This is a genomic window from Luteimonas salinilitoris, assembly GCF_041300785.1.
In the GTDB taxonomy this organism is placed as follows: Bacteria; Pseudomonadota; Gammaproteobacteria; order Xanthomonadales; family Xanthomonadaceae; genus Luteimonas; species Luteimonas salinilitoris.
The window spans coordinates 1-12,720 of the sequence record NZ_JBFWIB010000033.1 but is presented as its reverse complement, the minus strand read 5'-3'; the positions used below and the strand labels follow the sequence as shown (position 1 = coordinate 12,720).

General features: G+C 67.9%; 7 protein-coding genes and 1 pseudogene. 3 read left to right on the top strand and 5 right to left on the bottom strand.

The window, feature by feature from the left end:
* Positions 1-174 precede the first annotated feature (174 nt).
* The 5 genes and pseudogenes from AB5T46_RS20085 to AB5T46_RS20065 form a co-directional block, all read right to left on the bottom strand.
* Positions 175-681 (bottom strand): choice-of-anchor Q domain-containing protein, encoded by a 507-nt coding sequence (locus AB5T46_RS20085; protein WP_370565881.1) that lies wholly within the window; start codon positions 679-681, stop codon positions 175-177.
* Between the two features lie 157 nt (positions 682-838).
* Entirely contained in the window at positions 839-3,139 is a 2,301-nt protein-coding gene (locus AB5T46_RS20080) for an autotransporter outer membrane beta-barrel domain-containing protein (RefSeq protein WP_370565880.1), read from the bottom strand.
* Between the two features lie 1,033 nt (positions 3,140-4,172).
* Positions 4,173-8,798: pseudogene (locus tag AB5T46_RS20075) on the bottom strand (beta strand repeat-containing protein); the annotation flags it as partial.
* A gap of 193 nt (positions 8,799-8,991) precedes the next feature.
* Positions 8,992-9,417, bottom strand: a complete 426-nt coding sequence (locus AB5T46_RS20070; protein WP_370565879.1) for a phosphotransferase — start codon at positions 9,415-9,417, stop codon at positions 8,992-8,994.
* A 354-nt stretch (positions 9,418-9,771) separates the two neighbouring features.
* Positions 9,772-10,611, bottom strand: a complete 840-nt coding sequence (locus AB5T46_RS20065; RefSeq protein WP_370565878.1) for an isocitrate lyase/PEP mutase family protein — start codon at positions 10,609-10,611, stop codon at positions 9,772-9,774.
* A 75-nt stretch (positions 10,612-10,686) separates the two neighbouring features.
* On the opposite strand from AB5T46_RS20065, the gene AB5T46_RS20060 reads away from it, so the two are divergent.
* The 3 genes from AB5T46_RS20060 to AB5T46_RS20050 all read left to right on the top strand — a co-directional run bounded on the left by AB5T46_RS20060 (position 10,687) and on the right by AB5T46_RS20050 (position 12,684).
* The gene (locus AB5T46_RS20060) at positions 10,687-11,505 is read left to right on the top strand and encodes a helix-turn-helix domain-containing protein (RefSeq protein WP_370565877.1); all 819 of its coding nucleotides are present in this window, start codon (positions 10,687-10,689) and stop codon (positions 11,503-11,505) included.
* Positions 11,506-11,768: 263 nt separating this feature from the next.
* Entirely contained in the window at positions 11,769-12,131 is a 363-nt protein-coding gene (locus tag AB5T46_RS20055; RefSeq protein ID WP_370565876.1) for a hypothetical protein, read from the top strand.
* Between the two features lie 97 nt (positions 12,132-12,228).
* On the top strand, positions 12,229-12,684 hold the full coding sequence (locus tag AB5T46_RS20050) for a hypothetical protein (protein WP_370565875.1): 456 nt from the start codon (positions 12,229-12,231) through the stop codon (positions 12,682-12,684).
* Positions 12,685-12,720 lie beyond the last annotated feature (36 nt).

The window sequence follows — 12,720 nt, the reverse complement described above, 5'->3', positions numbered from 1 at the left end:
GGTCAGAGACCGTTCTTACCTATTGGACTCACCTGTTGCTAATGGATGGCAGCTGGTTTGCAGCACGCCTTAGCTTCATATCCTCAAAGTGTGCCTTAGAAAAAAACAGGGTCAGAGACCGTTATTCCTTCGCCGCACCCTGATCTAAAGAGGCCGGAGTGAAGCGGCGAAAGTTCAGCGTTCGTACGCGCCGATATCAGCCTGCACGCCTTTGACCCGCGGGTAGCCGGCCCCGCGCTGGTCGTACTGCAGGCCGGCGGCGTTGTTGCCGGTGTCGATCGCGGGGCTGCTGTCGCGCAGCGCATGGGTCCTCGTGCGCCCACCGTTGGCCGCAAGCCGCCCTCGTCGGGGATCGGTGGTGATCGTGTCGGCAGGCAAGGGCAGCCAGGACGTCATGACCAGATTGTTGGCGCCCATGACACTATCGACGTCGGGGCTGCCGCCGATGTCGTATGGCGTGTCGTCGTAGGGAGGGTCGTTCTTGCAGGTGCTGCTGGCGACGATCGTGCTTTCCAGGTGCAGCACGCCATCGGCCTGTACGACCCCGGAACAGGTGGCCCCGATCGGGTCGACCTGGTGATTGAAGGCGATGGTGCTGTTGGCGATGCTCTTGGTGGACTCGTCGCCGAAGATCCCGATAGCGCTCGCGACGCTGGCTGTGTTGAAGTATAGGAAAAACAAACGCCATTTTTGCGGAAATCCCGAGTCATGGCCTCTTCGTCTCCCTGCATTCGCCTTCGCTTATGGGGGCGGAGGGACGGAGGGGTTAAGCGACATTCTCGTTTAATCACCTCCGCCCCCTAAACCCCGCGGACATTATTCCCCGTAGGGCCGGCGCTCACCAGCGATAGCGCAGGCCCGCGCTGAGGTTGTGCGCTTCCAGCCCGCCGCCGCGCTGGTAGTCGTAGTCGACGAACAGGTCGAGCTTGTCGCCACGGCGCGCGTTGAAGCCGACACCGACCAGGCCGCGGTCCTCCGGCCAGCTGCCGCCGCGCACCCGATAGCCCGTATCCGGGGCACCGGCGAAGGCGATCTCGAACTCGGCGTTCAGATCTCCGGTGCTGTGCAGCCAGCGCAATTGCGCGCTCGGCTCCAGCGTCCAGCCACCGCGTGCGAACCAACCCGTCCAACGCAGGCCTGCACTGGCCGTGGTACGCGTGGCACTCTGCGAGCGGCCGATCAGGTCCAGATCCTGCGCCCCGGATTCGTGGAAGTTCTGGGTGTCGAGCTGGCTATGCTCGACGCTGACCAGCGGCTGCAGGCGCGAACCGCCCAGATCGATGTTCCAACCGCCTTCCAGGTATAGCGCGAGGCGGTTGCTGTCGTATTCCGAACGCGCCTGGCGATGGATCGAGCCGACCTCGATGCGGCGCTGCACTTCGCTGTCCCACCAGGCAAAGCTGATGACGCCGTCCAGATACGCGCGTTCGCCTTGCACGCTGGTGTACAGCGCGATGTTCTTCGCATCCGCCTCGCCGCCGTCGCCGGGGCGGAAGTCGGCATCCACCCGCATCGCGTTGAAGCTGGCACCGATCAGCCAGTGCTCCGTGCCCCAGGCGTCGATGCCGAACGCGGCGCCGTGCAGGTCGACATCGGCGCCGTGGGCATTGCCGTCGCCGTCGAGTTCCGAAGCCATGCCGTAGGCGCGCGCCCACACGCCGCCCTGCAGCTGCTGCGCGCCGACCGCCTCGCGGCGTTCGGCCAGGCGCCGGCTTACGGTCTGGCCGTACAGCGCGTGGCCTTCCAGCATCATCCCGGCGAAGCTGGCGTGGGCTTCGCCGGACAGCGAGTTGAAGCCGCTCAACGCGCTATCGATACCCACGGTGGTCAGTTCGTTGACCACGGTGGCCAGGTCCGGCGGCAGCGCGCCACCGCCGCTGATATCGTCGATGGTCACCGCCACCTGGCACTGGTTGACGGTCACGCAGATTTCGCCAAACTCGATATCGCTGCGGGCGATGTCCAGATAGGCGTGATTGGCGTCGTAGGCCAGGGACAAATTGAGGAACGGCAGGTCCTGACCCAACGCGGAGAAGCTGCCGCTGATGCCACCCGCGGCATCGATCAGGGTGTAGCGGGTGCCGTCGGCGTACTGGCCGGGCAGCTTGACGATCTGCACGTCGCCGCCCGTGATCGTCGCCGTGCCGGCGACATCGAGAAGATCGCCGTTGCCACCCGGTTCGATCTCGGCCAGCAGCGTCGCGCCGTCACGATGCAGGTAGTCGCCAGTGAGTGTCAGCGTGCCGATAGAATTGCCTGCAGCCACAGTGCCGGCGTTGTCGACGCTGCCGAGCGTGCCGGCACCCGTCAACGTCGCACCGCTGGCGATGATGGCGCCACCGCCGAGCGTGCCGTCGATGCGCAATGTCCCGTTCTCGACGACCGTCGTGCCGCCGAAGGCCGCACTGTCGCCGGTGAGCGCGAACAGCGCGCCGGAGGCGATCTCGAAGCGACCATTGCCGCCAAGCGTGCCGGCGTAATTGCCGCCGCCCTCTTGCTGGAAGCGCAGCCGGCCGCCAGCGCCGATATCGGCGTCGCCGCCGAACAGATCGCTGCGGCTGACCAGCGCACCGGCGTCGATGCTCCAGTCGAGTGCGCTGCTGCCGGTCAGCGTCAATGCACCGGCGCCGCGCTTGCTCATCGTGCCGCTGCCGCTGAGCGTGCCGGTGAAGCTGCCATCACCGGCCTGGTCGAACACCACGTGGCCGTTGTTGGCGAGGTCGCCGCGGATCGCGGTGCTATCGCCGACCAGCGTACCGGCGCGTACCTGCGTGCCGCCGGCATAGCTGTTGTTGCCCGACAGCGTCAGTGTGCCAGTCCCGGTCTTGGTCAGCCTGCCGGCACCGGACACGACGCCGTCCAGGGTCAGATCGGCATCGGCCTGGAACGTGCCGCCATCGGCGCCGAGGTCGACGATGCGCGCGGACGTGAAATCTGCCGTGTTCTGCAGCGTGCCGCCGTCGAACGCCAGCCCACCACTCGCCGCGCCCAGATTGGCATCGACCGCGACCGACAACGTGCCGGTGCGGATCGTGGTGCCGCCGAGATAGGTATTGTTGCCCGACAACGTCAGCGTGCCGGTGTCGGTCTTGACCAGGCCGCCGTCGCCGCTGATGCCGACGCCGATTTCCGCCTGCACGTCGGGATCGACGCGGATGATGGTCTCGGCGCCATCGGCGCGCAGTGCGCCGCCCGCACCCGGGGTCAAGCGGTAGTCGGACATGAACTGCAGACCGGCGACCGCCTGATCGCCGACCACGCTGACACTGCCGCCGGTGCCGCCGAACACCGCGAATTCGCCGTTGTCCCAATGGCCGTTGAGCGTGCCGTCGGCCTGGGTCCAGTTGCGGTTGGATGCATCCCAAACACCACCCCCCCCCGTCGACGGTGCTGTTGTCGTGCTCGCCGGCGACCGCGCCGTCCCAGAACGTCAGCGTCAGCCCGGCGCTGCTGACCAGGTTGACCTGGCCGCCGATCGCGGTCTGCACGAACAGGTCTCCGCCGCCGATGCCGGTCGGCAGCGTGCCGAGCTCCAGCACGTTGTCGGTCAGCGCGCCGCCGTAGTTCATCAGCCGGTACACGCCGGCGCCGAAGCCGCCGATGTCGGTGACGTCGAGCGTGCCGTCGAGGGTGAGGTCACCGGTCACCTCGATCAGGTCGTTGACGCCGCCGCCGACCACGCCGGCCTGGCCAAGTTCGTAGTCGAGCAGCGAGCCGCCGTTCAAGCTCAGCGAGCCGAGCGTCAGCGTGCCGGCGCTGGTGCCCGGCGCCAGGATGCCGCCGTCGAAGACGGTAACGTCGCCGGCGATGGCGCCCGAGCCGCCGAGCGTGCCGCCGCCCTGCACCGTCGTCTCGGTGTTGCCCAGGGATCCATTGACCAGCAGCGTGCCGCCGTCGACATTGGTGACGCCGGTGTTGCTGCTCGTACCAGTGAGGATGGTGGTGCCGGCGAGTTGATTGATCGTACCGTCGCCGCTGATCGCCGACGCGAACGCGTAGTCGGTGCTGGTGTGGTTGAAGTTGATCGTGCCGGTGCCCGCGCCGAACAAAACCGTGGCCGCATCGAGCGTGCCTGGTGCCAGCGCCATCTCGCCCGCGACCGCGCCGAAGTTGAGCGTACCCTGCGAGTCGCCCTGACCCGCCAGGACAAACGCACCTGCTGCGCTCACCACCCCGCCGTCCGCGACGGTCAGCGTTCCCGAGCCTTCGACGCCGACGACGAGGAGGTCACTGCTGGTCCAGGTGGAGCCTTGGCCAGTCACCGTCACCGCGCCGTCGGCGAAGGGGCCGGCGCCAACATAGCCCAAGTTCACATTGCTCACCGTCCCGCCATCTTCGATGGCGAGCGTGCCGGTACCGTCGTCGCCGACGAAGAGGATGCCGATGCTGGTCCAGCTGGAGCCGGCGCCGGTCACTGTCACCGTGCCCTGCGAGCCGTCGCTGTCGCCGACAACACCGTTCGCGTTGCTCACTGCCCCGCCCTCTTCGATGGTCAGCGTGCCGGTGCCGAGCTCGCCGACGACGAGCTCCACACTGTTGGTCCACCCGGAGCCCGGGCCGCTCACCGTGACCGTGCCTTGGGAACCGGCGAAGGCCCCAACAGTGCCGAACGCGTTGCTCACTGTCCCGCCGTCCGCGATGGAGAGCGTGCCGGTGCCTTCGCCGCCGATGAAGAGATTGACGCTGTTGCCCCATGCGGAGCCGGCGCCGCTCACCGTCACCGTGCCCTCGGAGCCCGTCTGGCTGCCGACAACGCCGCTCGTGTTGCTCACCGTCCCGCCATCTTCGATGGTCAGCATGCCGGTGCCGGCATCGCCGACGACGAGGAATTCGCTGTTGACCCAAGTGGAGTCTTGGCCGGTCACCGTCACCGTGCCTTGGGAGCCGGCGTTTAAGCCGACAACGCCGCCCGTATTGCTCACCGTCCCGCCGTTCTCGACGGTGAGCGTGCCCGTGCCGAGGAAGCCGACATCGAGCTCCCCACTGTTGACCCAGGTGGAGTCTTGGCCGGTCACCGTCACCGTCCCTTCGGACCCTGCCTGGATGCCGACGGAACCCTGCGTGTTGCTCACCGCGCCGCCATCTTCGATGGTCAGCGTGCCGGTGCCCAGATCGCCGACTTCCAGGAAGCTGCTGTTGGCCCAAGTGGAGCCGGCACCGGTCACCGTCACCGTGCCCTGCGAGCCGGTGCCGTTGCCGACAACGCCGTTCGTGTTGCTCACTGCCCCGCCATCTTCGATGATCAGCGTGCCGATGCCGAGACTGCCGACATCCAGGACGTCGCTGTTGGCCCAAGTGGAGCCGGCACCGGTCACCGTCACCGTGCCCTCGGAGCCCGTCCGGCTGCCGACAACGCCGAACACGTTGCTGACCGCGCCGCCATCTTCGATGGTCAGCGTGCCGGTGCCGGAACCGCCGACGACTAGGCCGTCGCTGTTGAGCCAGGTGGAGTTTTGGCCGCTCACCGTCACCGTGCCTTGGGAGCCGGTGCCGTTGCCGACAAAGCCCTGCGCGTTGCTCACCGTCCCGCCATCTTCGATGGTCAGCATGCCGGTGCCGAACTCGCCGACGTCCAGGAAGCCGCTGTTGGCCCAGGTGGAGTTGGCACCGCTCACCGTCACCGTGCCTTGGGAGCCGGTGCCGTTGCCGACAAAGCCGATCGCGTTGCTCACCGTCCCGCCATCTTCGATGGTCAGCGTGCCGATGCCGGCATTGCCGACGAAGAGGCCGCCGTTATTGGTCCAGGTGGAGTCTTGGCCGCTCACCGTCACCGTGCCCTGCGAGCCGTCGCCGTCGCCGACACGGCCGATCGTGTTGCTCACCGCCCCGCCAGCTTCGATGGTCAGCATGCCGGTGCCGAGCCTGCCGACGAAGAGGTCTTCACTATTGTCCCAGCTGGAGTTTTGGCCGCTCACCGTCACCGTGCCCTGGGAGCCGGTGCCGTCGCCGATAAGGCCGACGGTGTTGCTCACTGCCCCGCCATCTTCGATGGTCAGCGCGCCGGTGCCGAGCCTGCCGACGACGAGGTTGCCACTATTATCCCAGCTGGAGTTTTGGCCGCTCACCGTCACCGTGCCCTGCGAGTCGGTGCCGTCGCCGACAACGCCGAGCGTGTTGCTCACTGCCCCGCCGTTTTCGATGGTCAGCATGCCGGTGCCGGCAATGCCGACGGCGAGGAAGTCGCTATGGGTCCAAGTGGAGCCGGCACCGGTCACCGTCACCGTGCCTTGGGAGCCGGTGCCGTTGCCGACAAAGCCCTGCGTGTTGCTCACCGTCCCGCCAGCTTCGATGGTCAGCGTGCCGGTGCCGAACTCGCCGACGTCCAGGAAGCCGCTGTTGGCCCAGGTGGCGTTGGCACCGCGCACCGTCACCGTGCCCTGCGCGCCGGTTAAATTGCCGACAACGCCGTCCGTGTTGCTCACTGCCCCGCCGTTCTCGACGGTGAGCGTGCCGATGCCGGCATTGCCGACAGAGAGGGCGCCATTGTTGATCCAGCTGGAGTCTTGGCCGGTCACTGTCGCCGTGCCCTGGCCGCCAGCTTCGACGCCGAGCTCGCCGTTGACGCTGGTGACGCTGCCTTCGGCCTCGACAGTGAGCTCACCGCTGCCAAAAAAACCGACCAGCAGGGTGTCGCTGTTGTTCCACTGCGAGCCGGCGCCGCTCACGATCGCCGCGCCCGTACCGTCGGCCGAATTACCGACGACGCCTGTAATGTTCGAGACCAAGCCGCCTGCTTCGATCGTCAGCGTGCCGGTGCCAAGATTGCCGACGGTGAGGACGTCGCTGTTGGCCCAAGTGGAGCCGGCACCGCTCACCGTCACTGTCCCTTGGGAGCCGGTGCCGTTGCTGCCGACAAAGCCGTGCGTGTTGCTCACCGTCGCGCCATCTTCGATGGTCAGCGTGCCGGTGCCGAGACTGCCGACGACGAGGTCGCCACTATTGTCCCAGCTGGAGTTTTGGCCGCTCACCGTCACCGTGCCCTGGGAGTCGGTGAAATTGCCGACAGTGCCGAACGCGTCGCTCACCACCCCGCCGTTCTCGATGGTCAGCGTGCCGGTGCCAAGATTGCCGACGAAGAGGTCGCTACTATTGACCCAGCTGGAGCCTTGGCCGGTCACCGTCACCGTGCCCTGCGAGCCGGCTTGGTTGCCGACAGTGCCGACCGCGTTGCTCACTGCCCCGCCATCTTCGATGGTCAGCGTGCCGGTGCCGAACTCGCCGACGTCGAGGAAGCCGCTGTTGGCCCAGCTCGCGTCGGCGCCGGTCACCGTCACGTTGCCGGTCGCGCCGGCCAAGTTTCCGACGACGCCGAAGATGTTGCTCACCGCGCCGCCGTTCTGGATCGTCAGCGTGCCCGTGCCAGTGCGGCCAACTTCGAGGGTGCTGCCGGTGGCCCAGCTGGAGCCGGCCCCGCTGACCGTCACCGTGCCCGTGGAGCCGGCTTCGCGGCCGACAAAACCGTTGAACGCGTTGCTCACCGTGCCGCCATCCGCGATGGTGAGCGTGCCTGTACCTAAAACGCCGACGGCGAGGTCCCCTGCATTGGTCCAGGTCGAGCCGGCACCGGTCACCGTCACCGTGCCCTGCCCGCCGTCGGCGTTGCCGACAAGGCCGCTCGCGCTGCTCACTGCCCCGCCGTTTTCGATGGTGAGCGTGCCGATGCCGAGATTGCCGACGGCGAGGACGTCGCTGTTGGCCCAAGTGGAGCCGGCACCGGTCACCGTCACCGTGCCTTGGGAGCCACCGGCGGTGCCGACACCGACAAGGCCGGTGGTGTTGCTCACCGCCCCGCCGTTTTCGATGGTCAGCGTGCCCGTGCCGCCATTGCCGACGACGAGGAGGCCGCTGTTGGTCCAGGTGGAGTTGGCACCGCTCACCGTCACCGTGCCTTGGGAGCCGCCGCCGCCGACTTGGCCCCGCGTGCTGCTCACCGTCCCGCCATCTTCGATGGTCAGCGTGCCGGTGCCGAACCCGCCGACCTCCAGGTAGCCGCTGTTGGCCCAGGTGGAGTTGGTACCGGTCACCGTCACCGTGCCCTGGGAGCCTGCCTGTTGGCCGACAATGCCGTTCGCGTTGCTCACTGCCCCGCCGTTCTCGATGGTGAGCGTGCCGCTGCCGAAATCGCCGAATATGAGGTGGTCGGCATGGCTCCAGATCGAGTCCGCGCCGGTCACCAGTACGCTGCCCTGGGCGCTCGCCGCGAACCCGACGATGGTGGCGCCCGAGCTGTTCACCGCGCCGCCGTCGGTGATGGCCAGGCTGCCGGTGCCGCGGTTTCCGACGGTGAGCGCGGAGCGGGCGCCGGGTCGGCGCACAGTCCAACTCGAGCCGGCACCGCTGACCGTCACGGCACCCTGGGCGCCCAGGTCGGTGCCGATCCCGGCGACCAGGGTGATGGTCAGCGTGCCGCCGTTGATGATGGTGAGGTCGCCCGTGCCGGACTGCGCGACCTGAAGGTCACTGGCGATCGCAGCGTCGCCGTTGATCACCGTGGGATTCGGCGTGAGGGTTTCGATGCGCACGACGCCGTTCTCATTCGGCACCGAGCCGCCCGTCCAGTTGGCGGGGTCGAACCAGTCGTCGGACACGGTCCCCAGCCAGGCTTGGGCTTGCGCCGGCACGGGCACGGCACCGGTGAACAGCACGGTGGTCGCCAGCAGCAGCGCGGCCGGGGCGTGACGCTTTCGCGCGCGCGGTGCGACCGGCGCGCGCAGTGCCAGCGCGATCGCGCCGGCGAGCGGACGGGCACAAACGGAACGGGCGGCGCGCGGAACGCGCCGCAGCAGGCGGCTGGTCATGGTGCTTGCTCCCCGTAGGTATGCCGGCTGAGTCGCGGCTGTCGCGTGGCTAATGGAGTGGCTTCCATCTTGGCCTCCTTGTCGCCAAATCCCGCGCGCGGCCGGCCGGATGCGGGAACGCCCGGAGTCTAGTCGCATTTCTCAGCAGAAATGTTATCGCTATCACATAACGTCGCATGCGCGGCGCATCGCGCTATCGCAGCATCGCCGCAGCGCGGCCCTCGGCCAGCAGCGTGTCCTGATGCCAGATGCGGAAACCGTACTGCTGGCTGTCCTGCGTCTGCGCCAGCACGTGCGCTTCGCATTGCAGCGAACCGGGCAGACCGTCGATGCGCGCCGCATGCAACGCAACCTGACGCAGCGCCACCAGCCTGCCCGGCCGGGCGCTGCCGCCGTCAGCCGACGCCAGCAAGCCGCCGTGCACCGCCATCGCCTGCGCGCTGTATTCGCACAGATGTATCGCGCGCAAGCGGCCGCCGCTGCGCAACGGATGATCGCTGCCGCGGTGGTTGTCCGCGCGCAGCACGATGCGGGACGGATCCCATTCGATCACTTCGTCCCACAGGCACATCGCGCCCTGGTGCGGGATCAGCGCCTGGATTTCGTCGCGTCCGACCATCGTCTCGTCCTGAAATTCATGTGCTTGCTCTTCGTAGGAGCGGCTTTAGCCGCGAGCTTCTCCCAACTGAAGGTCCGTGAAGGAAAAAGCTCGCGGCTAAAGCCGCTCCTACGAAAAGCGGGCCGCCGCCGGCTGGCGCGACACCAGCAGCGCCAGTACGAAATTGAACACCACGCCGAGTGCGACCGTGCTGCCGATCGCGCGCTGGCGCGGGTGCCGGCGCTGGAGGCGCAGGTCGCCGGCCGCGGCTGAACGCCCGCGTCCGGAAAAGCTGCTTTGGGCACGGATCGACGCGGATCAATAGGGACCAACCCATGAACAGCGGGCTTTATCCGCGTTGCGTCATCCTCGATCTCACGCCTGGTCCATTTCCAGCGCCGCGCGCGCGGCTTCCGTGAGCTGCGCCATCGCGCGGGAGTACGGCCCCGGCCCGTGACTGACGCGCGCCACGCCGAGCGCGGCGAGCTCTGCGAGCGATGGCGTGTCGTCCATCACCATGATGTTGACGGGCAGCGGTGATACCTCGACCACGCGGCGGATGGAATCGGGCGCGGCGAGACCGGGCACGAACAGCCCGCTCGCGCCGGCTTTCGCGTAGGCCTGCGCGCGTTCGATCGTCATCTCGATGTTGGCGGCTTCGTTCTTAGCTGCATCCTTCTGGAAATAGACGTCGGTTCGCGCGTTGATGAAGAACGCCACGCCTTTTTCTTCCGCCGCCTGGCGCGCGGCCGCGATGCGCTGCGCACTCTCCTCGATCGCGCGCAGGCCGCCGTCGTGCGGAAAGCTGTCCTCGAGATTGCAGCCGATGGCGCCGGCGTCGATGGCGCGCGCAACCGTCCTGCCGACCTCGTCCGGGCTCGTGCCATAGCCGCTTTCGAGATCGATGCTGACGGGCAGCTCGACGGCGTCGACGATGCGCGCGAGATTGCCGAGCGCGAGATCGAGCGGCAGCCGCTCGCCGTCGTCGAAGCCATTGGCGGCGGCGACCGACCAGCTCCCGGTGGCGATGGCCTTTGCGCCGCCGGCGGCAATGGCGCGGGCGGAGCCGGCATCCCATGCATTGAAAAGCACCAGCGGGCGGCCGGCGACGTGCAGCGCGTGGAAGGTGCGGGCAAGGTCTTGCTGTGTCATGGCGTGGTCTCTTTGCAGTGGTTGTTCGATGGCGATCTTCGGCGCCCTGCCGCCGCAAGGCAATGACGTACGAGGTCATGGAAACATGACCTTCAAGGTCATGGTTTCGGTCACCACGCGCGGCTAGACTCGGTGCCCATGAACACCGTCACCGCCTCCGTCGCGCCCGTCGGCATCCTGTTGCGCGAATGGCGCGCGGCGCGACGCCTGAGCCAGCTCGATCTCGCGCTGGAAGCCGGCATGTCCGCACGGCACTTGAGCTGCATAGAAAACGGCAAGTCGCGCGCCAGCCGCGAGGCCGTCACGCGGCTCGCGGACGCGCTCGACATGCCGTTGCGTGAACGCAATGCGCTGCTGGTCGCCGCCGGCTACGCGCCCATGCACCCCGAGTCGGGCCTCGGCACGCCCGCGCTCGAACCGGTGCGGCGCGCGATCGATCTCATTCTCGAGCAACAGGAGCCGTATCCGGCGTACGTGATCAACCGGCACTGGGACGTGCTGATGGCGAACCGCGCCGCGATGAACGTCAACCGCTTCCTGCTCGGGCGCGACAGCGCGTACGACAACATGCTGCGGCAGTTTTTCGATCCTGCGGACCTGCGTTCCCGCGTGGTCAACTGGGAGGAGATCGCGGGTGATCTGCTGCGGCATCTGCACGGCCGCATTGCGGCAACGCCCTCGGACGTGGTCGCGCGCGCCCTGCTCGACGAGGTGCTGGGTCATCCCGGCGTGCCCGTGCGCTGGCGGCGGCGCGAGGTGGACAACGCGCCGTCGCTGCTGCTGACGAGCGTGTTCCGGCGCGATGACACGGAACTGCGCTTCTTTTCCACCATGACGACATTCGCCACGCCGCACGACGTCACGCTCGACGAACTGTGCATCGAATGCTGTTTTCCGGACGACGAGGCAACGGCCGCCTTCTGCCGTGCGCTCGCCGACGCGAATCGAAAGAACTGACCGAAACCCGCGCCGGCAGCTGGCAGCTGGCCGCAACGCCTGCCGGCCCCTGAACGCGCACGTCGCGTTCAGGCGCATTGCATCCGAAAAAAAGGCGGCGTGCGGTGGCTTCGGGCGCACACGCCGCCGGCAACGGCGTCTGAACCACGTGCGCGGCCATTGCCGCGCCCGGCCATCCTTCACCATTCGGCGACCTGTCGCGGGGTAGCGTCGGCGCATCTTCAAGGCAAACCGCGCCACGCAGATGACGCGATGGAATCAGGATGGACAGATTCAGCCACCCACTCACCGGCGCCGCCGGCCCCGGCACCCGATCCGCGCCGGGTGCCGGCGAGCACGACGACGGCTTTCCGGAGATGGCGCGTTACCGGCGCGACTATCGCGATACTTCCTATTATTCGGCCGGCCGCACGTGGTCCGACTATGCACCGGCTTATCGCTACGGACATCGGCAATGGGCCGCGCGCGCCGGGATCGCCTTCGAGCAGGCCGCGCCCGCGCTCGAGCGCGACTGGATCGCGACACGCGGCGCGTCGCGCCTGAACTGGATCGAGGCGCGCCCGGCGGTGATAGCGGCGTGGCTTGATGCCGACGTGCTGGCGGCAGGCGCCGCGAGTGCCGGCTGACCGCGCGGGATCGTCCGTCGGCCGGCGTGCGGCTTCGGGCGGCGGATGCGCATGCATCCGCTACGACGGCGCAGCCGCGCGTGACCAGGAGGTAGCGATGAGCCTGTTGCAGAAGGAGCACATCCTCGGCGCCGGCGGCGGCGCGCTGCTGGGCGGTGCGGCCGCCGGCGGCATCGGGTTCCTCGCCGGCGGCCCGCCGGGGCTCGTGGTCGGCGTCGTGATCGGCACCGTCGCCGGTGCACTGTTCGGCCACCGCACCGCCGAATCGGTCGATTCGCGGGGCGATCTCGGCCATTTCGAACAGATCCATACCCACACCCGCTACTACGTCGAGGACTTCAAGTGGCGCGACTACGCGCCGGCGTACCGGCTCGGGCTCGACAGTTTCCGCAGCCAAGGCGGCCAGCGGTTCGCAGACATCGAGCCCGCGCTCGGCGCGCGCTGGCTCAAGGTGCGGGGCGATTCGCGGCTGAGCTGGGACCAGGCGCGGCCCGCGGTCGAGCATGTCTGGCGCGAGATGGACAAAACGGTGCGCGAGAAGGGCCGCTACTAGGGCCTGTTAACGCTTCCCGAGCAGGTCGCGTTGCGT